The 21,384-nt window shown below is 50.8% G+C and carries 15 protein-coding genes; 4 read left to right on the top strand and 11 right to left on the bottom strand.

Features of this window, described 5'->3' with window-relative positions:
- Positions 1-91: 91 nt before the first annotated feature.
- The 4 genes from C7W93_RS09665 to C7W93_RS09650 all read right to left on the bottom strand — a co-directional run bounded on the left by C7W93_RS09665 (position 92) and on the right by C7W93_RS09650 (position 4,789).
- Positions 92-1,243, bottom strand: a complete 1,152-nt coding sequence (locus tag C7W93_RS09665) for an ABC transporter ATP-binding protein (RefSeq protein WP_108439820.1) — start codon at positions 1,241-1,243, stop codon at positions 92-94.
- Between the two features lie 98 nt (positions 1,244-1,341).
- Positions 1,342-2,235, bottom strand: a complete 894-nt coding sequence (locus C7W93_RS09660) for a carbohydrate ABC transporter permease (RefSeq protein WP_108439819.1) — start codon at positions 2,233-2,235, stop codon at positions 1,342-1,344.
- A complete protein-coding gene (locus C7W93_RS09655) occupies positions 2,225-3,187 on the bottom strand; it encodes a carbohydrate ABC transporter permease (protein ID WP_108439818.1) in 963 nt (320 codons plus the stop codon). Before C7W93_RS09655 ends, C7W93_RS09660 begins: the two co-directional genes overlap by 11 nt.
- A gap of 336 nt (positions 3,188-3,523) precedes the next feature.
- The gene (locus C7W93_RS09650; protein ID WP_108439817.1) at positions 3,524-4,789 is read right to left on the bottom strand and encodes an ABC transporter substrate-binding protein; all 1,266 of its coding nucleotides are present in this window, start codon (positions 4,787-4,789) and stop codon (positions 3,524-3,526) included.
- A 447-nt stretch (positions 4,790-5,236) separates the two neighbouring features.
- On the opposite strand from C7W93_RS09650, the gene zwf (C7W93_RS09645) reads away from it, so the two are divergent.
- Together zwf (C7W93_RS09645) and C7W93_RS09640 are read left to right on the top strand one after the other, a co-directional pair.
- On the top strand, positions 5,237-6,712 hold the full coding sequence (zwf, locus tag C7W93_RS09645) for a glucose-6-phosphate dehydrogenase (RefSeq protein ID WP_108439816.1): 1,476 nt from the start codon (positions 5,237-5,239) through the stop codon (positions 6,710-6,712).
- Positions 6,713-6,827: 115 nt separating this feature from the next.
- Positions 6,828-8,801, top strand: a complete 1,974-nt coding sequence (locus tag C7W93_RS09640) for a glucokinase (RefSeq protein ID WP_108439815.1) — start codon at positions 6,828-6,830, stop codon at positions 8,799-8,801.
- Between the two features lie 111 nt (positions 8,802-8,912).
- Here the strand turns inward: C7W93_RS09640 and C7W93_RS09635 are convergent, their stop codons facing one another.
- The 7 genes from C7W93_RS09635 to pgi form a co-directional block, all read right to left on the bottom strand.
- The gene (locus tag C7W93_RS09635; RefSeq protein ID WP_108439814.1) at positions 8,913-9,443 is read right to left on the bottom strand and encodes a cytochrome b; all 531 of its coding nucleotides are present in this window, start codon (positions 9,441-9,443) and stop codon (positions 8,913-8,915) included.
- Between the two features lie 272 nt (positions 9,444-9,715).
- Positions 9,716-10,816 (bottom strand): porin, encoded by a 1,101-nt coding sequence (locus C7W93_RS09630; RefSeq protein WP_225869791.1) that lies wholly within the window; start codon positions 10,814-10,816, stop codon positions 9,716-9,718.
- Between the two features lie 444 nt (positions 10,817-11,260).
- The gene (locus C7W93_RS09625) at positions 11,261-12,238 is read right to left on the bottom strand and encodes a carbohydrate kinase (RefSeq protein WP_108439813.1); all 978 of its coding nucleotides are present in this window, start codon (positions 12,236-12,238) and stop codon (positions 11,261-11,263) included.
- A 57-nt stretch (positions 12,239-12,295) separates the two neighbouring features.
- On the bottom strand, positions 12,296-13,507 hold the full coding sequence (locus C7W93_RS09620) for an AGE family epimerase/isomerase (protein WP_108439812.1): 1,212 nt from the start codon (positions 13,505-13,507) through the stop codon (positions 12,296-12,298).
- Positions 13,508-13,631: 124 nt separating this feature from the next.
- Positions 13,632-14,486, bottom strand: coding sequence for an SIS domain-containing protein (locus tag C7W93_RS09615; RefSeq protein WP_108439811.1), 855 nt, complete (start codon positions 14,484-14,486; stop codon positions 13,632-13,634).
- 199 nt (positions 14,487-14,685) lie between these two features.
- Entirely contained in the window at positions 14,686-16,158 is a 1,473-nt protein-coding gene (gene zwf, locus C7W93_RS09610) for a glucose-6-phosphate dehydrogenase (protein ID WP_108439810.1), read from the bottom strand.
- A gap of 114 nt (positions 16,159-16,272) precedes the next feature.
- Complete coding sequence (gene pgi, locus C7W93_RS09605; protein ID WP_108439809.1) at positions 16,273-17,952, bottom strand: glucose-6-phosphate isomerase; 1,680 nt, start codon at positions 17,950-17,952, stop codon at positions 16,273-16,275.
- A gap of 392 nt (positions 17,953-18,344) precedes the next feature.
- Here pgi and edd point away from each other — a divergent pair, with 392 nt between their 5' ends.
- Positions 18,345-20,198 (top strand): phosphogluconate dehydratase, encoded by a 1,854-nt coding sequence (gene edd / locus C7W93_RS09600; protein ID WP_108439808.1) that lies wholly within the window; start codon positions 18,345-18,347, stop codon positions 20,196-20,198.
- 39 nt (positions 20,199-20,237) lie between these two features.
- The gene (eda, locus tag C7W93_RS09595) at positions 20,238-20,888 is read left to right on the top strand and encodes a bifunctional 4-hydroxy-2-oxoglutarate aldolase/2-dehydro-3-deoxy-phosphogluconate aldolase (protein WP_108439807.1); all 651 of its coding nucleotides are present in this window, start codon (positions 20,238-20,240) and stop codon (positions 20,886-20,888) included.
- The last annotated feature ends 496 nt before the right edge of the window (positions 20,889-21,384 follow it).

Raw genomic sequence — 21,384 nt, 5'->3', positions numbered from 1 at the left:
AGGCTTTTTATTTTTTTTACATCACGTTATTATTTTGTTACGGTCGGCCTTTTCTTTAGGATTAACACAACGGCACCGCACCGTAAATGCTTTAGCTGATCCGTTGTTCCGATGCAGGATCAAATAACACCGCCTTGGATAAATCGAAAGCCAGTTGCATTTGCTCTTTTGGTTTTGCTGCGGCGCGTGGGTGCGTGCGGCAGGTGATGCGCGCATCGTTAAAATGCGTAAATACCAGCGTGTCCGGCCCCGTCGGCTCTGTTAGTTCGATGGTGCAGGATACTTCGCTTGGGCGATAGTCGCCGTGCGAACCATCTAATTCCGAACCACGGGCGCTGAGAGCATCGGTGACATGCTCAGGACGAATGCCCAGAACGATTTCGCGACCGATCCATTTTGCGATTCCCGGTGTTTCAGTATGGGAGGCTGGTAGCGGGACTAATGTATTTTGTCCTGCATGTTCCAGATTAAACGCGGCGCCACCATTACTGCCGTGGGCAACCAGTTTTCCACGTAAAAAATTCATCGAAGGAGAGCCAATAAAGCCTGCGACGAACAAGTTTTGCGGATTATCGTAAATTTCTTGCGGACTGCCAAATTGTTGTACGACGCCGTCTTTCATAACCGCGATTTTATCGCCTAGCGTCATGGCTTCGATCTGATCATGCGTGACATAGACGATGGTGCTGCCCAGACGCTGATGCATCAGTTTGATTTCTGCGCGCATTTCTACGCGTAATTTGGCGTCCAGATTGGATAGCGGCTCGTCGAACAAAAACAGCGATGGATCGCGTGCAATCGCACGGCCCATGGCGACGCGTTGACGTTGACCACCCGATAGCAGGGCAGGCTTGCGATCCAGCAGGTGGGTAATTTGTAAGGTTTGCGCGACCCGTTCAACGATTTTCTTTTGTTCGGCTTTTGGTACTTTACGAATACCGAGACCGAACGAGATATTTTCACGCACGGTCATGGTTGGATACAGCGCGTAAGACTGGAACACCATCGCGATATCGCGGGATTTTGGCGGGACATCATTGACGACGCGGTCACCGATCATGATTTCGCCTTCGGAGACTGTTTCCAGTCCGGCGATCATGTTGAGTAGCGTTGATTTTCCGCAACCGGAACCGCCTACCAAAATCAGGAATTGGCCGTCCTCAATCTCCAGATCGATTCCTTTCAGAACTTCATTGCCATTCGGATACACTTTGCGCACATTGCGAATTGATAAGCTAGCCATCTTTACACCATCTCCTGATCGATCTTTGCAACCGACTTCTTGAGGTCGGTTGCAGCAAATAATGGGGTGAAATCCCCGAGTAGTTTTACGTCAGGGCGTTAACCTTTAACGGCCCCGGCAGTCAGTCCACGAACAAAATATTTTCCAGCCAACAGATAGACGATTAGCGTTGGCAACGCCGCGATGATAGCCGCCGCCATGTTGACGTTATATTCCGTGACACCGGTGGATGTGTTGACCAGATTATTCAGCGCGACCGTGACCGGCTTCGCATCCGAACCGCCAAACACCACGCCGAACAAAAAGTCATTCCAGATTTGCGTGAATTGCCAGATGAAGCACACCATGAAAATCGGCAGTGATAACGGGAAAATGATTTTCCGATACGTCATGAAGAAACCCGCGCCATCAATCCTTGCTGCCTTCACCAATTCTTCTGGCACCGTGACGTAGTAATTACGGAAGAACAGCGTGGTGAACGCGATCCCGTACACGATATGAACAAATACGAGTCCGGGTGTGGTATTGGATAAATTCACCATTCCCAGCAACCGTGCCATAGGCAAAATCACGACTTGAAATGGAATAAAGCAACCGACCATGAGTGCAGTAAATACGATCTCCGAACCGCGAAAGCGCCAATGCGCCAGCACGTAACCGTTGAGCGAGCCGACCAAAGTAGAAATAAGAACTGCCGGAATCGCCATTCTGAGCGAGTTCCAGAAGAATGGCGCCAGGCCATCGCAATCGACGCCGGTACAGGCGTTGCCCCAAGCCTTCACCCAGGCTGCGCCGGTAGGAGAATGCGGCAACGACAATAGATTTCCGGTGCGTATTTCTTCCAGCGTTTTTACCGAAGTGCTGAGCATTACATACAGCGGTGCCAGATAATACAGCGCGCAAAATACGAGCAAGATGTAGATGGCGACGCGGCCAATCGTCAGTTTACTGCCGTCGTGATGGACGGTACTGCCATTACTGTTAGCGGCCATTGCGCGCTCCTTTGGTTTCCAGGTACATCAACGGCACTAGCACTGCCAGTACGGTCGCCAGCATCATCATGGCCGAAGCTGCGCCCAGTCCGAGCTGTCCACGCGAGAAGGAATATTGGTACATAAAGATTGCTGGTACATCCGACGATGTACCAGGGCCGCCAGCGGTTAACGCCATCACTAAGTCAAAGCTTTTGATCGCAATGTGTGCCAATACCAATATCACGCTAAAAAATACCGGGCGCAAAGCAGGAATCACAATTCGGCGATAAATCGTCGGCAGGCTGGCACCATCGACTTGCGCTGCTTTAATGACGCTGTCATCAATACCACGCAGACCAGCCAGAAACAGCGCCATCACAAAGCCGGACGACTGCCAGACACCGGCAATGACGACCGTATAAATTGAAAAGTCTGAATTGACCAGCCAGTCAAAGGTGAAATGGGTAAAGCCCCAGTCATGCATCATTTTTTCGAGACCAAGACCGGGATTCAAAATCCATTTCCAGGCTGCGCCGGTAACGATGAAAGATAGCGCCATCGGATACAGATAAATCGCGCGCAGAGCGCCTTCGGCACGAATTTTCTGATCCAGCAAAATTGCCATGAACAGGCCAATTGCCAGGCAGAAAAAGATAAACAAACCACCGAAAATACCCAGATTGGCGGCGGCAGTCCACCAACGGTCAAGACCAAATAAGTCGGTGTACTGATGGAACCCAACCAGCGTGTAGTTGGGCATCATGCGCGAATCGGTCAGCGAAATCCATGCGGTCAACGCAATGAATCCGTAGACGAAGACGAGTGAAATAATAATGGTCGGTGATAAGACCAGTCGCGGCAGCCAATTATCGGCAATGGCGGCAAAGCGTCCTCGCGGCGCCAGATTTTTTGAGGCTTTAACTGTGCTCCCAGAGGGTACAGTCGTATAAGGGAGGGTTTGATCGGACATACAAGTCTCCTGATGCAGGATCATAGCCGGGTCATCGATGCTCGCACAATAGCAGGCATTCAGACCGGGCGGATGCCAGCGCAGCATGTGTTACTACGTAACAATTATGTAGTAACAGGGTAATAACCGCGTCGACATCCCGTTCTAATTTACATACTTATTTACATCACTTGGATCGCTAACTTACTTCGTCAGCTTTGTACGCGAGCTTATGTATATGTAACGTTTGAGATGTTAATGCGTTTTCAAATAAGTCACCTCTGAAAACCTGCGTTGGCCTTTAGGGCTGTTTGCGACGGTATTTAGAGGCGCTGATTATCTACGGCATCAACCGGATTACTTCGTCTTTGCTGCTTTTGCCAACGCTTGCGCTGCCGCTTGCGATGTCATGTTCGAGTTCATAAACTTGGCAATCACATCCAGCATCGCACCTTGCACAGCTGAACTGACCGCCATGCCATGCGCCATACTTGGTTCCAATGTATTGGCTTTGTTTGCTGCTGCCATGTCATTCATTGATTCAATCGCGCAGCTGTCAAACTTGCCACGTGGGATATCCGGACGGACTGGAATTGATCCCTTGTTCAAGTTGAAAATTTCCTGAAATTGCGGGCTCATGATGGCAGTTGCCAACAACAACTGATCTTTTTGCTCTTCTGGATTTTTCACTTTAAACATCGCGATTGAATCGATGTTGTAAGTATAAGACTTGGCAGTATCAGGTGCAGGCACGCACAAGAAATCCTTGCCTGGAACTTTGCCTGCAGCAGTAAATTCGCCCTTAGCCCAGTCGCCCATGAACTGCATACCGGCTTTGCCATTGATGACCATCGCGGTCGCCAGATTCCAGTCACGGCCCGGTGCGTTCTTATCGATGTAGGTTTTTATTTTACCCAGTGTGTCAAAAGTCTTGATCATGGTTGGGCCTGTGAGTGCCGCCTGATCCAGTTTTACCAACGCTTTATTGTAGAAATCGGCACCGCCGACACCTAGCGCAGTGGTTTCGAAGACAGTTGCATCTTGCCAAGGCTGGCCGCCGTGGGCAATTGCTATAAAGCCTGCTTTTTGAATTTTGTCAGCTGCATCAAAGAATTCCGGCCACGTGGTCGGTGTTTTTGCGCCCGCTTTTTTCAATACTTCCGGGTTGATCCAGAGCCAGTTGACACGATGCACGTTGACCGGTGCCGCAACATAATGGCCTTGATACTTCATAGTGTTGGAGACGACTTTAGGCAACAAGGAATCCCACTTGCCAGCAGTGGCAGCGGAATCGATATTTGCCAGTACGCCTTCTTGGCCCCATTCCTGAATCGATGGGCCCTTGATCTGCGCTGCAGTCGGAGGGCTACCGGCGATGACGCGTGCTTTCAATGCGGTGGTGGCGTTTTCGCCCGCGCCGCCAGCAACTGCGAAGTCTTTCCAGGTAACGCCCTGGGCTTCCATGATTTTTTTCAGTTCTGCGACTGATTTGGCTTCGCCACCGGAAGTCCAGTAGTGCAGCACTTCGACTTGCGCGGCCATCACTGCTGGGGATGCCGACAGCATTGCGGTGGCGGCTATTGTCGTGACCATTGTTGATTTAATGAGTTGCTGCAGTTTCATACTTGTCTCCTGTATTAAAAACGCTAAATAAGGTGCTTGTTATTTTCAATCCGTGGCTGCTGACTGCTAGGTTGCTTATGCAAACTGAAAAACACCTATCACTATCGGTGCGTTGGCGCTGCACCGCTTGCTGCTGAAAATGTGCCGCATATTTCCAGATGACAATATTTTTTTGTATTGCCGTTTAATTCAGACCGACCTACGCGTGCTCCGGTCATTTTTGTTAATGTTATTGCTACTAGAGCCTGGCTATTTATTGCCGTTGATGTCGGTTTTTGTTCCCTCACAACTAATAAGATATTTCTTAAACAACATCGAGCTAGTAAAACTACATGCAAAAATGATTTAAACCGATAATACCCGTAAATCAGGCCTTTCATCGCTTGTAATTGTAGTAATGCTACATTAATATTGCAATATAAGTTTTTTATTTATTACAAAATAGTGATGCAAACTCAACCTCCCTTTGTCTTTACGTTGTTTGGCGCTACCGGCGATTTGTCGATGCGGAAGATTCTTCCTGCGCTTTTTGTCGCCCACAGAGAGGCTAAGCTGCATCCGGATGGCCGCATTATCTGTGTCTCAAAGCAGGCGTTTACCCGAGATGACTATCTGGATTGGGTCAGTCAAAACGCCGCACAATTTGTCAAAGGCACCACGCCGGTAGATCCGGATGATCCGGTCTGGACAAGTTTTTTGGCCCGCATTGATTATCTGGCGCTGGATTTGATCGAGCCGACCGGCTACTTGCGGTTAGCTGAAATGTTGCTCGATTGTAAGGTTGGCCTGGTGTTTTATTTGGCGACTTCACCGTTATTGTTCGAGCGGATTTGCGCCAATCTGGCAAGTAGTACTATCAATTTGGCGCAAGCGCGGGTTGTGTTGGAGAAGCCGCTTGGTCATGATTTGCTTTCTTCTCATGCGATTAATGATGCCGTTGCGCGGGTTTTTTCTGAAGACCAGATTTATCGGATCGATCACTATTTAGGTAAGGAATCAGTACAGAATTTGATGGCTTTGCGCTTTGCCAATAGCCTGTTCGAGCCACTCTGGCGGCGAGAATCGATTGCCCATGTGCAACTAACGATTGCTGAACAGTTAGGGGTGGAAGGGCGTGGCGAGTTTTACGATGGCACCGGGGCATTGCGCGACATGGTGCAAAATCATCTGTTGCAGCTGTTGTGCATGGTGGCCATGGAACCGCCGATTTCATTCGATGCAAACGCAGTCCGCGATGAAAAAGTCCGTGTATTACGGTCTTTAAAACCGTTCACCGCTGAAGATCTGGAGCTGCGCGCAGTGCGCGGTCAATATGTTTCGGGTGCGGTCAACGGACAGTCTGTGCCGGGATATTTGCAAGAACCCGGCATCGGTGCCAAGTCGCAGACCGAAACCTTTGTGGCGTTGCATGCTGAGATTAATAACTGGCGCTGGGCAGGCGTACCATTTTTTCTACGTACCGGAAAGCGCTTGGCGCAACGGACCGCAGAAATTATTATTACGTTTAAGCCGATTCCCCACGCGATTTTACCGATGCCATTTGGGCCGAGCGGTGCCATGAGCAATCGTTTGGTGATTCGTTTGCAGCCGGATGAGTCGATCCAATTACATTGTCTGGCTAAGCAGCCGGGCGATGGCATGATTGTGCAGCCGGTAGCGCTGGATCTGGCGTTTGACCAAGCCTTTGATCAACGCCGCGCAGAAGCTTACGAGCGCCTTTTGCTAGATGCAATTCGTGGTAATTTATCGCTGTTTGTGCGTCGGGATGAGCAAGAAGCGGCCTGGAAATGGGTAGAGCCTTTATTGCATCATTGGCAAACTAACGCCTCGCCGGTCAAGCCTTATATGGCTGGCAGTTGGGGGCCGACGGCGTCATTTGCGATGATGGCCAGGGCCGGGGCGCAATGGCCTGAAGATCGCTAAAGCTGCAGATGTGAACCGATACGCGACGCATTTTGAATGTCTTGTCTGCGTGATGAATCGGCTGTGATCTTTTTTGTTAATTAAATCTAGCGTTATAAGTGAAAGTTTTTACCTCATGTCTTCATCTTCTGTCATACATGCTGGCGCAGTCCAAACCGATGGTTATTTAGACGGACCGCGTTTGCTGGCAGATGTCGGCGGTACAAATGCCCGCTTTGCGCTAGAAAGCGCACCCGGTCAAATTGATGCCATACAGACGTTGCGCTGTGCTGACTATGCCGAGTTTGTGTTGGCGGTTGAAGCTTATCTGGCGAGCAATCCGCACCCGCAAATACGTCATGCCGCCATCGCCATTGCGAATCCGGTGGATGGTGATGAAATCAAAATGACGAATCATTCGTGGGCTTTTTCGATTGAAGCCACGCGGCGGCGGCTCAATTTGGATACTTTACTGATCGTCAATGATTTCACTGCGCTATCGATGGCGTTGCCGCATCTGGAGCAATCGCATTGCGTCCAAATTGGCGGCGGCAGGCCTTTGGCGGGCGGGGTGGTTGGGCTGGTTGGAGCCGGAACTGGATTGGGCGTGGGCGCATTGATCCCCACGGAAGGTCGTTGGATTGCCTTAGGTAGCGAAGGCGGTCATGTCAGATTTGCGCCCGGCGATGAGCGTGAGGCGGCTGTATTGGCGTATTGCTGGCGCACTTATTCACACGTTTCTGCCGAACGTATGGTATCCGGGCCGGGGATTGAAATCACTTATCAGGCCTTGGCTGACTTGCGCGGTATTGCCAATCCTGAAGCATTGCATACCGCTCAAATCGTTGAGCGTGCGCTGAATGGCAGCGACCCTTTATGCGTTGAAGTGCTGGATTGTTTTTGCGCAATGCTGGGCACCGTTGCATCCGACGTGGCGGTAACGCTAGGCACATTGGGCGGTATTTATATAGGCGGCGGTGTGGTGCCGCGTCTGGGCGAATATTTTGCCAATTCGTCATTCCGTGCGCGCTTTGAAAACAAAGGCCGGTTCGCCTCGTACATGGCGAAAATTCCTACCTATGTGATTACCGCGCCTTATCCTGCGTTTGTTGGTGTCGCCGCTATTTTGGCAGAACATCTGGGCGGCGGAAATGCCGTACCGATTCTGGAGCGTATCCGTAAAGCACGGTCCCAGTTTTCACCTGCAGAACAAAAAGTGGCCAGTTTGATTTTGGCGCATCCGCGTGCCGTGATGAGCGAGCCGATTTCTGAAATCGCCCGTCGTGCAGAGGTTAGTCAGCCGACCGTTATTCGATTTTGCCGCACCATGGGTTGTCAGGGCCTTGCCGATTTTAAGTTAAAACTGGCTTCGGGCGTGACCGGTACTGTGCCAGTAGCGCACAGTCAGGTACATGTCGGCGATTCGGCGCTGGACGTCGGGGTTAAAGTCGTCGACAACACTATTTCTGCGATGATGGAAGTCCGTGACAATTTGAATGCCGACACTTTAACCAAGGTCATCGATATTCTGAGTCAGGCTTCTCGGGTGGAGTTTTATGGTTTTGGCAGTTGCGGTCTGGTGGCGGAGGACGCACAGCAAAAATTCTTCCGTTTGGGGATTCCTGCATCGGCTTACACAGACCCGCAATTGCAGGAAATTTCAGCTTCTTTGCTCAAGAGTACCGATGTTGCGGTAATTATCTCTAACTCCGGCCGCTTGCGTCATCTAGCGCCAGCGGTAGAAGTTGCGGTGAATTCCGGTGCGACGATTATTGCGCTGGCACCGAGCAATTCGCAACTGGCGAAACGTGCCGATTACACCTTGGCGGTGGAGCATGACGAAGGCAGCAACATGCACATTCCGATGGTCTCGCGGATATTGTTATTGCTATTAATTGACGTGTTGGCGGTGGGAATTTCGATGAACCGCTCCAGTCCGTTTGCAGAGCTTCAGCGGCAGGCAAAACGCGGTATTTTGGCGCATATCGCTTCGAATCAGGATGATGGCACCAGCGACAAAGTTGCCGCCAGAGACGGATCGCCTACATCTTCTGCGCAATCTGCTGACGATACGCCTTTAGCGCCGAATCTGATTTCCCATACTAAGTAATATTCTCATCCTCTTTGATTCCTATTCACGACGCTGATCGACTATTCGGTCAGCGACGCTGAGCAAATCCAGCGAATCGACCGTCCCCTGATTGTCAGCCTGCGCCATGCTTTATAGCATCCGGCGCAGTGTGTTATCGCGTTTCACAAAGTGATGCCATAGCGCTGCCAGCGCATGCAGACCAATCACAAAGTAGAAAGCATTCCCTAGCGTTTCATGTAGCCATTTAACCGTATCGCGCAGATCGTGGTTAGGGCTAACGATGGTGAACGAGCCTAGTCCTGCTAACGTCACAGGATGTCCGCCAAAGTTAATTGTCAAGATGCCGAGTATGGGTTGGGCGATGATAAATATATATAGCATCAGATGCGTCACTTTTGCGAGGAAAAGCAGGATGGCGGTATCTGGCTCTGGTGCTGGAGGGGGCTGATAAAACCGCCAGCACAGCCGGATAACGGATAACGCCAGGACACTAATGCCAGCCCAATAATGGGTTGCGCTCCAGAATATCCGCGATGCACTGCCTTTAGGGCCGCGAACTTCAATCGCGAGGTAGGCCAGGGCGACCAGTAAAAAAATGGCCCAATGTAAAAATTGTGCGGGACGTGAGAAGCGCTGCGGTGGGAAAGCTGCGGTCTGCATAATCTTGTCCGATAAATTTCCAGGAAAGTTATTTTGACACAGGGCAGCACGCGTGGCGAGGATGGGTTTTGGGAGGCTTCTGCATCGTCAAATACGTTGGCGTTTAGATAGTTGACTTGCCCATAAAAAATGCCCACTCACGTACGAATGGGCAAAATCTGGGGATACCCCAGGGTCGTCTGCTGCTGCCACTAATCGGCAAGTAAAAGATAAGAAGGACCTATCGTGCCGAGCTCAAGCGACACGACCAATCCTGCTTACCCGGGTATTGCTTAGAACGAGTGACTTACACCTGTGTAGAACGCGTTCTGGTTTTGACCTGTCAAACCTGTGCCATCGCCTGTTTCAACTTGGAAATTGGTGTTAGCGCCGTTACGTACAGTACCGATGCTTGCGTACAGCAGAGTGCGTTTTGACAAGCTGTAGTTGGTGCCCAGCATGAATAAATTGGCGCTGCCGACATTTTGGTTCAGCTTGACGTGATACGCAGCTGCGATCAGTGTCAGTGCGGGTGTCAACTGATAGTTGGCGCCGACCCAGAAATGGTTTGCTTTATCAGGACCAGCAACAGTTTGCGGTGCTGACAGATTTTGGTAGGCCGCATACAGTTTCAGTTTGTCGATATTCACAGTACCGCCGATCGTCAATTCTTTCGAATTGGTGAACAGGGTAGAGTATTGACCGTTGTTGTCATTTGCAACGTCATACATTGCTACCAATGAATAGGCCGGTTGTACGAACGATAGCGCAACACCGCTGCTGCTCTTAGGTTTTGTTGCGCCCGCAACTTCACCGAAGCCATATGCGCCTTGAGCAGTGAAACCACCGAAACTTGGTGAGATGTATTGGACTTGATTGCTAGTTTGTGGCCAGCTGCGTCCTTTTACTAACGTTGCTGAACTTAGCGCTTGTTGACCAGTTGGATCCAGGCCCCAGACGATGTCACTTGGCAGTGTCAAGTCACGACCGATTTTTACAGTACCGAAATCGCCTGACAGACCAACAAACGAACGACGTGACCAAAGTGTTGATCCGCCACCGTTAGTTTGGCCGTTGCCTGCATTAAAACCGTTTTCCAGTGTGAAGATGGCTTTCAGTCCGCCGCCCAGATCTTCAGTACCTTTGAAGCCGAACATGCTAGTGCCCCAGCTGTTACCGCCCGTGCCCCATTGTCCGCCGCGAGTGTTGTTGGCTGCGTTGAATTGGTTACTTTGATAATCAATACCGGCGTCAACACGACCGTAAATAGTGACATTAGTTTGTGCTTGTGCTTGACCGGCGCAAGTGGCGGCAAGAAGGATCGCTACTGCTAGTGGTTTTACCATTGGCAGGCGGGCACCCGCGCGCAGAGTCTTTAAAACTGGTTTGCTCATCTTATCTCCTAAGTAAAAATATGGTGTTATCCACCGTTTTTCGAGTCTTGTTAGCTCGAAATTCATGAAGCTTGCGATTGCAACTGGTGTGCAATGCAGGCTTGCTTTGTTGAAACCGATGGTAAACGTAATTAGATAATTTTTGTTTTATTTATGTAGTTTTACTATATCTGTGTTGCTAAAAAGCCGCATATTCCTATTTACTTAGGTTCGGGGTTCAATCAAAAATGTGATCGATAGACGAGAAATGGTTATCGGTAGAGGTATAAAGCCTTTTTTTTCGTGATAAATCACGGCGATATGTATTTTTACTACAAGTAGCTTTGGTACATTTTGAGGGAAATTTTGGATGAGACTGTCCAAGCGATACTAGCCGCCCTCCTTCCGCGCTTCGCAGACGGTCAGAATGGCGGCTTGATGCTGTTTAGTTAAGAATTTATAGCTTTAGATGCTGGAGAGCAGAGAAACTGCTTGCGCGAGTTGTGGGGGCTTGGCACCCGCGGTCATGCAGGCGGCTGATCCGCAGGCGACCGAAAATCGCAGGTGTTGGTGCCAGTCAATTTCGGTAGATGGTGTAGTTGCGTCTTGAGACTCTTGTATAAGTGCATAAATAAGTCCTGCGATCCCGGCATCGCCCGCACCGACTGTATCGACAATCTGAATCGCGGGCGGCATAACGTGCCATTCTTGCTCGCCGACCAACATCGTTGCGCCTTGCGCACCCAAAGTCAAAAGAATCGCGGCTTCTGGATTGAAGCTGCGCAATGTAGCCAGCGCGGCATCCTGATCGTCGGTACGGAACAGGCCGCATAAATCTTCATCGGAAACCTTGATGACGTCGGCCAGTTGCGCCATGCGTTTCAGCACCGGATCGTATTGCGGCGTCATCACATTGCGGAAGTTAGGGTCGTAACTGATTTTTACGCCAGCCTGTTTAAGCTCTTCCGCCAGCGCGATCAATTTCTCAGCAAGCGGTGTGCGGGTCAGGCTGATACCGCCAAAATGCGCCCATTTCGCAGCAGATTGCCAATTCGCAGGCAATAATGTCGGATCAAAGGCGAGGTCTGCGCTGTTCTCGCCGATGAAGTTATATTGCGGCGGGGTGGTTTCATAGACGATGGCGAGCAAGGGCGAACGGGCGACGCGTTGTAAAAACCGCAGATCGAGATTGGCTTCCTGACTTGCTGCAAATAAGGCGTCGCCGAACCAATCCTGGCTAATGGCGCCAGCAAATCCTGTCGAGACTCCAAGGCTGGCCATTGCGCGGGCCACATTCCAGACAGAGCCGCCAGTTTTACTTAGCCACTGATCGTCATCGGTGCGAATTAAATCGGTGAGCGCTTCACCCGCGCTAATAAACAAAGGTAGCGGTAATGGTGACGCGTCTACATTAACTGAGTTGCTGGCAGGTCGGTTAGTCATGATGTTCGGGCAACTTTGGTCAAGGTTATAAAGAGTGATTTATTTTGTATCTGCGATTTAGGCAAGCGCACAACCAACGGCGTGCAAGGATTCCAGGCAGGCTCCCATTGGATGATAGAAATCTGTTTTGCCATGCGGCGGTTTTTCCGGGCCATAGCGAGTGTTGTCCCGATGCAAAATCCGATACCAGCCGCCTTGCTGCGGATCGATCAAATGGTCGACGCTGTACTGCCATAATTTGTTATACCAATCCCAGTATTCCGCGTTGCCCGATCGTTGCGCCAATAGCGCCGCCGTCGCCAGTGATTCCGCTTGCACCCAAAAATATTTATCGTCGTCGCAAGCCGTGCCGTCCGGCGCTAATCCATAGTGCAGTCCGCCGTATTGTGCATCCCACGCAAGCGGCATTGTCACATCAAACAACGCTTGCGCTCGTGGCAGGAGCCAATCGCCATCGTGTTGCAGATGGGCGCGATGACGTTCCAGCAGTAATAACAACTTTGACCATTCGGTCATGTGACCGGGTTGATAGCCCCAAGGGCGAAACATGTTGCTGCTATCGTGACGGTTATATTCCCAATCGACTTGCCAGTCGGAGTGATAGTGCTCCCAAATCCAGCCTTTGCCGAGCGCGGCCTGACGTAGCGTGATGTTGCGCGCCAGCAGCTCGGCCCGATGCAAATAACGTTCATCAGCAGTTGCTTCAAACGCGGCAATCAATGCTTCGCAGCTATGCATATTGGCGTTTTGCCCGCGATAGGGTGAGACGACGCCATCGGGGCTGGCTTCATCGGCATATAAACCGTCGGCTTCCGACCAGAACAGGCGCTCCATCAATTCGAAGGTTGCGCTGATACCGGTTTCGGCTTCACTGATGCCAATTCTGAACGCGTGGGCGTGTGCCAATAAGACGAATGCCAAGCCGTAGCAATGCTGGGTGCGGTCAACCGGAATGCCGTTTTCCAGCACCCAGGCGTAACCGCCATATTCCGCTTGTTTGTGTTTTTCTTCGAGAAAACGCAAGCCATGGCGTACAGCGTCGCGATATTCTTCTTTACCATCCAGCCGAAAGGCGAGGGCGTAACAAAATACCATGCGGGCGCTGTTGACCAGATGGCGGCTGGCGGCATCGTAAATACTGCCATCATCGTTCAGATAGTGAAAAAATCCACCGCTAGGATCAATCGTGCGCGGATGAAAAAAAGCGATATCGCGTCGCAGTTGTGCGTGCAGGAAAGCTGGCGTTTGAAAGGGGGATGGCTGGGTCATTTTGTCTGTCTCGATTTTTATATGCCGCGAATTATTACGGTCTTTCGCGGACTTGCGCTATTTTTGTAGTGGGTATTACTGACGATTGCGTATGGATGGAAATGGCAACTGCAGGTTGGTGCGATCAGCGAAAAAAGGAATCAAACTGCATGTCGAACTGTTGCAACGCTTTCTGCGCATTTTGCATTTTCTTGCGGAATTCCGGCCCGCGCTTAAGTGCAAGTCCGACTGCCAGAATATCAATGACAACCAGATGCGCAAGCCTTGCCGAGATGGGTGTATACGGATCGGTATTAAAGCTCAGATCGATGGGCACCAGCACGGTTGCCAGTTCTGCCAATGGCGTACCGCTAGGCCCGAGCACGATGATATCGGCACCGCCTTTTTTTGCTAGTTGCACGCTCCGCAGCAAAGCGGCATTCCCACCGCGTTGCGAGATGGCGACTACCGCATCGCCTGGCTGTAAGAGTGAGGCTGCGATACTGTGGATGTGAGGATCGGAATAGGCGACCGTCGGCACGCCGGAACGAAAAAATTTATGCTGCGCATCGGCGGCCACGATACCGGAAGTGCCCTGACCGTAGAACTCAATCTTGTTGGCCTTCAGCAAGACATCCAGCGCACGTTGAATTGCATCCGGGCTGAGATGATTGCGCAGGTCAAGCAACGTATTAATTGAGCGGCTGCAAATCTTGTTGACCAGATCGGCTGCGATATCATCCTGCGCCAGCATTTCGTTTGCGCCCGGCAAAGCAACTGCAAGACTTTGTGCCAGTTTTAGTTTGAAATCATGCCAGCCTTCATAACCGATAGCGCGACAAAAACGTACCACCGTCGGCTCAGAAACTTGTGCATTTTTGGCTAAGGCGGTGATGTTCTCGGATAACGCCAGTTGCGGATTATCGAGAATCGTCAGGGCGACCTTTTTCTCTGACTTTGATAACAAGTCAATTTGGGTGCGAATTGCATCGAGTAACATTGCCACGTTGATGTTCCTGGAAGGCTTTTCAGCTAAATAAGCAGAAAAATTGCGATGAATTTTTGTGTGCCAAACGCGGGGGAAACCTTAGTGCATTGTGTCACTTTTGTACATCTGCCATGGCGAAGAGCAACTTCGCCAGAAGGAAAAATACGCGATTTTCAACCGCGTATTTGAGCAACTAAAAATGAACTAATTTCTATACTTCCGGCAGCGCTTCTTCGCGCCATTGCAAGCCGTCGCGTCCGATCAAGGCACTGGCAGCGGCAGGTCCCCATGTACCGGCGCTGTAAGGAATCGGTTCGTTCTCTTCTTGCTCCCAATACTCAAGAATCGGCTCAACCCATTCCCAGGCGGCTTCCAGTTCGTCGCTGCGCATGAAGAGTGTCAGCTGGCCACGTAATACATCGAGCAGCAATCGTTCGTAGGCTTCCATGCGCGGCGCTTTAAAACTTTCGCGGAAATTCAATTCGAGTTCAACTGGCTTTAAACGCATCCCATCGCCAGGTGTTTTTGCCATCAGATTCAAATGCAAACCTTCATCGGGTTGCAAGCGAATTACCAGACAATTATTTTCAAAACTGCTGTTCGGCTGAGTGAAAATCGAATGCGGAATTTTTTTGAAGCGAATCACAATTTCAGCCAATGAATCGGCCATGCGCTTGCCGGTACGGAGATAAAACGGTACGCCAGCCCAGCGCCATGTATCGACTTCGGTTTTGATGGCGACAAACGTTTCGGTGCGTGAATGTGGATCGGCATCCTGCTCTTTGCGGTAGCCCGGCACCGCAATGCCGTTGACGTGGCCAGCACGATATTGGCCGCGCACGACGTTTTGTGCAAGGGTGACAGGGGTAAAGCGTTTCAGCGAACGCAGGACTTTGAGTTTTTCATCGCGTACGGCATCCGATGTGATGGAGACTGGCGGTTCCATCGCGACAATACACAGCAATTGCAGCAAATGGTTTTGCAGCATGTCGCGTAGCGCGCCGGAGCTTTCGTAGTAGCCCATACGATTGCCGACGCCGAGTTCTTCAGCGATCGTAATTTGTACGTCGGATATCCATTCACGACGCCAGAGCGGCTCAAACAAGACGTTGCCAAAGCGTAGGGCCAGCAAGTTTTGTACGGTCTCTTTGCCGAGATAATGATCGATCCGGAAAATTTGAGATTCGGAAAATATCTGGCCGACTTCAGCATTAATTTGTTTGGCGCTGGCAAGATCACGTCCGAGCGGTTTTTCAAGCACTACGCGTGAGTTTGGCGTTGCCAATCCACAGTTGGATAAATTGCGACAAATTTTAGAAAACAGTGCCGGAGGTGTCGCCAGATAAAAGACGTTGGTGACTTGCGGATCCGGCCGCATCGCGGCAACCAATGCTTTATAGGATGCGGCATCGGTGGCGTCCATGGCGACATAGCGAATACGCTTGCAGAAGCGTTCCCAGATCGTGCTATCGAAGGTCTCCATCGAAATATGCGGCCGCGCGTCACCGTCTATTTGTTGAAGAAAATCTTCATGCGATATGTCGTGTCGGCCGATGCAAAGAATGCGCGCATGCGGTGGTAAATCGCCGGCGCGGTCGCGCGAGTACATTGCCGGTAACAATTTACGCATGGCGAGATCGCCGGTGCCGCCAAAGATTGCCAGATCAAATTCTGCTAGAGCCATGATGTGTGATTATCCGTTTGACTAAAATATTCTTTGTGGGTTTGTTGCACTGTAAAACTACAACCAAAATATAGGAACTAAATATAAGAGTGCTGTCTTGATGGCTGCGACAAATTACAGCGCAGCGCGAGCGCGTGCGATCAAGCCATTGGTAGAGCTATCGTGTTGATCGGGTGAAGGTTGGCCGATCAGCTCATCCCGAATGTGGGTTGCAAGTACCTTGCCGAGTTCGACGCCCCATTGATCAAAACTGTTGATGCCCCAAATCACGCCTTGAACAAATACTTTGTGCTCATACAAGGCGATCAATGATCCGAGCGACGCCGGGGTGAGTTTTTCCATCAGAATGGTATTGCTAGGACGATTGCCCGGAAAGGTGCGGTGCGGTAACAGTGCATCGATTTCCGCTTCCGACAATCCTTTGCTCTGCATTTCAGCGCGCACTTCATCCGGTGTTTTACCGCGCATGAAGGCTTCGGATTGCGCAAAGCAATTCGCCAATAATGCTGCCTGATGACCGGGCAGGTGATGGCTGGCTGTCAAAGCGGCAATAAAATCAACGGGCGTGATATCCGTGCCTTGATGTAATAGCTGGAAGTAAGCATGCTGACCATTGGTGCCGACATTGCCCCAGATAACTGGGCAGGTTTTGATCTCAACAGGGCTACCGTCGATGGCGACGCGCTTGCCGTTGCTTTCCATTTCCAATTGCTGCAAATAGGACGGAAAATTGCCCAAATCCTGATGATAGGGGGCAATGGATAACGAAGCGCTGCCGCAAAAATTGCGCTGCCAGATGCCGACTAATGCCAGAATTACTGGCATATTCTGCGCAAGCGGGGCCGTGCGAAAGTGCGTATCCATCGCGTGTGCACCGGCCAGAAATTCAGTGAATTGCGTAAAGCCAATTGCCAGCGCGACTGACAGGCCGATTGATGCCCATACAGAATAGCGACCGCCAACCCAATCCCAGAACGGAAACATGTTTTGCGGATCGATGCCGAAGGCCTTGACGCCTTCTGTATTGGTGGACACTGCGACAAAGTGATGCGCCAGATCGCTTTCCTGCGCGCCGTCGGCGTGCTGCAAAAACCAGGTGCGTGCGCTATGCGCATTCATCATGGTTTCCATCGTGGTGAATGTTTTGGAGGCGATGACAAAAAGCGTGCTGGCAGGGTTAACCTGCGACAGTACGGCATCCAAATCATGACCATCCACGTTAGATACAAAATGCATCGTCAGACGTGCATGCTGAAACGGTCGTAATGCCTGACAGACCATTTTAGGACCGAGATCGGAGCCACCGATACCGATATTGACGATGTCGGTAATCGGCTTGCCGTTATAGCCGCGCCATGACTCGGAGCGCACCGCCTCGGTAAATTTTGCGACTTGTTCGAGCACTGCATGTACGTCAGCGTTAACGTCTTGCCCGTCGATCACGAGTGGGGCACCCACTGGCGGCCACGGCGCACGCAGGGCGGTGTGCAAAACTGCGCGCTGCTCGGTTGTGTTGATTTTTTCGCCGATGAACATCGCTTCGCGCCGCTGCTCTACCTTGCGTTCACGTGCCAAATCGTATAACAGCGACATAGTGTCGGTTGTAAGCGTATTCTTGGCGTAATCTAAAAACAACCCGGCAGCTTCGATAGAAAACGTCGTAAAGCGTTGAGAGTCTGCAGAGAACAGGTCGCGTAAGGTTTGTTTTGTCGTCGCAGCGTGGTGCTTTTGCAGCGCTATAAAGGCTGGAGAATCAGGTTTTAGGCTAGAAATGTCGTGCGCAGTAGTGGGCATGTCCGTAGTCTCTTGGCATCTGGAATTATGTAAGACTATACAATACCTGCAATAGTTTATGGTAATTTCACTACAAATTATTCTCGATACTATTTTTGCGTCTAACTAGCTAATTTACGTATTTTTTCACTCATCGTCCTTTGATCGGTTGCTGAGGAACTCTACCTTTTGCCATCAATTCGCGTAAATAAAGACCTATCATTATGTGGTTTATTGCAGCAAAATACGTTTTGTATCCGGCGGACAGACCGTCAGAAAAATGCAGCTAGTGCAGCGCAAATCAAAGTAAATTGTAGTAAAATTTCATATTTATAGCATTTCAGTCTTTATCCAAGCGCGCATGCGGTCGAATTCAGCGTGTGTCCAGCTTATCTCTCTCAAGGATCTCCACTATGTCCGTTCAAGCCAGCGTCGCTAAAGTTACCGAGCGCATTATTGCGCGCAGCCAGCCATATCGTAGTGCCTATTTAGCGCGTATCGAAATAGCCCGTCGTCAAGATGTACAGCGCGGTGCGTTGTCCTGTACCAACCTTGCGCATGGATTTGCCGCGTTTCCAGTGAATGATAAGTTGCGACTAAAGCAAGATAAAGATCTCTCGGTAGCAATCGTGTCGTCTTACAATGACATGTTGTCTGCACACCAACCATTCGAGTATTTTCCCCAAATTATCAAAGATGCCGTGCGCGCTGCCGGTGGCGTAGCCCAGTTTGCCGGTGGTACACCAGCGATGTGCGACGGCGTGACCCAAGGGCAGCCGGGCATGGAGTTGTCGTTGTTTTCGCGTGATGCGATTGCGATGGCAACGGCGGTAGCGCTGTCCCACAATATGTTTGATGCCGCATTGTATTTAGGCATTTGCGACAAGATTGTCCCTGGTCTATTAATAGGCGCTTTGCATTTCGGTCATCTGCCAGCGATTTTTGTACCGGGCGGACCGATGACTAGCGGTATGACAAATAAAGAAAAAGTCAAAATTCGCCAGTTATATGCAGAAGGCAAAGTTGACCGCGCCGGTTTGCTAGAGGCCGAATCGCAGTCTTACCATAGCGCCGGGACGTGTACTTTTTACGGTACGGCTAATAGTAATCAAATGCTGATGGAGGCATTGGGCCTGCATCTGCCCGGTTCTGCGTTTATCACGCCGGGTACGCCATTGCGCGATGCATTGACCGCCGAAGCAGGGCGTCAGGCTTTGAAGATTACCGACCATAGCGGTAATTATCGTCCCGTCGGGCATGTGGTCAGCGAAAAGAGTATCGTCAATGCCATCGTTACACTGCTGGCGACAGGTGGATCTACTAATCACACCTTGCATTTGGTGGCGATTGCCAAGGCCGCCGGGATCGTGATTGATTGGAACGATTTTGATGCGTTGTCTGCCGTGGTTCCGTTGATCACGCGTATTTATCCAAACGGCGATGCAGACGTGAACCATTTTCATGCCGCCGGTGGTACGGGTTTCGTGATTCGCGAGTTGTTGGATGCCGGTTTGATGCATGAAGACGTCTCGACGATTTTGGGCGATAGTTTACGCGCTCACTGTGCTGAGCCATTTCTGGAAGGAGACGCGGTCATATTTAAGCCTGCTCCGGAAAAAAGTGGCGATGATACGGTGCTGCGCACCGCGTCGGCACCATTCTCGGCAGATGGCGGTTTGCGATTATTGACCGGAAATCTGGGGCGTGCGGTCATCAAAATTTCGGCTGTAAAAAAAGAACATTGGATAGTCCAGGCACCCGCGATTGTATTTAGTTCGCAAGAGGCATTCATGAAGGCGTTCCGTGCGGGTGAGTTGGATCGGGATTTTGTCGCCGTGCTGAGTTTTCAGGGACCGCGCGCCAACGGGATGCCGGAATTGCATGCATTAACACCGGCGCTGGGCCTGTTGCAAGATAAAGGACGCCACGTTGCGTTGGTAACCGATGGCAGAATGTCGGGTGCATCAGGCAAAGTACCGGCGGCGATCCACGTCACGCCGGAAGTGCTGGCCGGTGGGCCATTGGCGCTGGTACGAACTGGTGACATGATTAAGATGGACGCGCAACACGGCATACTTGAGGCGCTGGTTCCTGCGGATGAATGGGCGCAGCGTCAGGGTGAAGTGGTGAATTTGAGTGCAAATCAGGTTGGTATGGGACGCGAGTTGTTTGCCGTGTTCCGCAACGCGATTAGCGCGGCAGAAGAGGGTGCGACTATCTTTGACTTGCCACCAGCATTGGATACGGTGGCAGTGACTGTTGGATAATTGATATTGCGATATTTGACGAACTAGGAAATCATTACTATGACAACGACTAAATATTTGTACGACAACGAAGTACTGGACATCATGCGCACCTCCGCCGTTATTCCGGTGATCGCGATTGATGATATTGCACACGCCGTTCCGTTGGCGCGGGCATTGGTGGCAGGCGGTATCCGCGTGCTGGAAGTGACGTTGCGGACAGTTCATGGTTTGGCAGCAATTCGCGCCATGGCAGAAGTGCCGGGAGCAATTGTCGGCGTCGGTACGTTAACTCAGCCGGAAGAATTTGCTGCTGCACGCGATGCTGGCGCTGTCTTTGGTGTGTCGCCTGGCTTGACCCCTGCATTGATCGCCGCCGCAAAATCGAGCGGTTTGCCTTTGTTGCCTGGCGTTATGACGCCGTCAGAAGTGATGGCAGCGCGTGAAGCCGGTTTCCGTCAACTCAAGTTGTTTCCAGCGGTGCCAGCAGGTGGCGTCGGCATGTTGAATGCGATTGCAGGGCCACTGAGCGATGTGATTTTCTGTCCTACTGGCGGAATATCGCAGCAGACTGCACCGCAATTCCTCGCATGCAAAAACGTCGCATGTGTTGGCGGATCATGGTTGACGCCTAAAGATGCGCTGGAGTCGGGCGATTGGGCACGGATCACTGCATTAGCATTGGCGGCTAGCCAGTTACGCGCTTCGTAATGACACCTTGATCATAGCGGCTATTTTGCGGCCGCTATCGATGTTCTCTGCATTAAATTTTTCGGCGTCACTCAAGTTGTCATTGAAGTGCTAAGACTTTCTAAGGCGTCGAAAAATTGTCGTATTGCCGCTTTTTACTCCTTCTTTTTCCGCTGTTTTTAGCAAAATTAGTACTTTTTAGTTATCAATAGACATTCCGGTAATAGCTTTTATAAAAGGCATTACTGGACTTCATCAAGAAAAATCATTAAAATAAGTCCTCTTTAAAATATTGCACCACCCCAAAATGGTGTAGTTAAGCCGCGTGACCTGCATCAGCGGGTCGTCCAATGCTCTGACAAACGTCGGAGTTTCATCAAAAGTCGTGGATATCCTCGCACTCAGTTTGCCGCCCCAATGCGGCAGTCGACTCACTCTGAACAATCCTTTCGGGATACGGAGTGGGATAAATTAATTGACAGTTGTTTGTCATGCTCGCGCGTCTCGGACTGTGCAG

Source organism: Glaciimonas sp. PCH181 (genome assembly GCF_003056055.1).
Taxonomy (GTDB): Bacteria; Pseudomonadota; Gammaproteobacteria; order Burkholderiales; family Burkholderiaceae_D; genus Glaciimonas.
Note: the sequence above shows the minus strand (reverse complement) of the source record. Positions and strands in the feature narration are given on the sequence as shown.

Bases quoted from the DNA above. Each gene is read 5' to 3' on its own strand.
- C7W93_RS09665 (WP_108439820.1), bottom strand. From the start codon at position 1,243: ATGGCTAGCTTATCAATTCGCAATGTGCGCAAAGTGTATCCGAATGGC.
- C7W93_RS09660 (WP_108439819.1), bottom strand. From the start codon at position 2,235: ATGGCCGCTAACAGTAATGGCAGTACCGTCCATCACGACGGCAGTAAA.
- C7W93_RS09655 (WP_108439818.1), bottom strand. From the start codon at position 3,187: ATGTCCGATCAAACCCTCCCTTATACGACTGTACCCTCTGGGAGCACA.
- C7W93_RS09650 (WP_108439817.1), bottom strand. From the start codon at position 4,789: ATGAAACTGCAGCAACTCATTAAATCAACAATGGTCACGACAATAGCC.
- zwf (WP_108439816.1), top strand. From the start codon at position 5,237: ATGCAAACTCAACCTCCCTTTGTCTTTACGTTGTTTGGCGCTACCGGC.
- C7W93_RS09640 (WP_108439815.1), top strand. From the start codon at position 6,828: ATGTCTTCATCTTCTGTCATACATGCTGGCGCAGTCCAAACCGATGGT.
- C7W93_RS09635 (WP_108439814.1), bottom strand. From the start codon at position 9,443: ATGCAGACCGCAGCTTTCCCACCGCAGCGCTTCTCACGTCCCGCACAA.
- C7W93_RS09630 (WP_225869791.1), bottom strand. From the start codon at position 10,816: ATGAGCAAACCAGTTTTAAAGACTCTGCGCGCGGGTGCCCGCCTGCCA.
- C7W93_RS09625 (WP_108439813.1), bottom strand. From the start codon at position 12,238: ATGACTAACCGACCTGCCAGCAACTCAGTTAATGTAGACGCGTCACCA.
- C7W93_RS09620 (WP_108439812.1), bottom strand. From the start codon at position 13,507: ATGACCCAGCCATCCCCCTTTCAAACGCCAGCTTTCCTGCACGCACAA.
- C7W93_RS09615 (WP_108439811.1), bottom strand. From the start codon at position 14,486: ATGTTACTCGATGCAATTCGCACCCAAATTGACTTGTTATCAAAGTCA.
- zwf (WP_108439810.1), bottom strand. From the start codon at position 16,158: ATGGCTCTAGCAGAATTTGATCTGGCAATCTTTGGCGGCACCGGCGAT.
- pgi (WP_108439809.1), bottom strand. From the start codon at position 17,952: ATGCCCACTACTGCGCACGACATTTCTAGCCTAAAACCTGATTCTCCA.
- edd (WP_108439808.1), top strand. From the start codon at position 18,345: ATGTCCGTTCAAGCCAGCGTCGCTAAAGTTACCGAGCGCATTATTGCG.
- eda (WP_108439807.1), top strand. From the start codon at position 20,238: ATGACAACGACTAAATATTTGTACGACAACGAAGTACTGGACATCATG.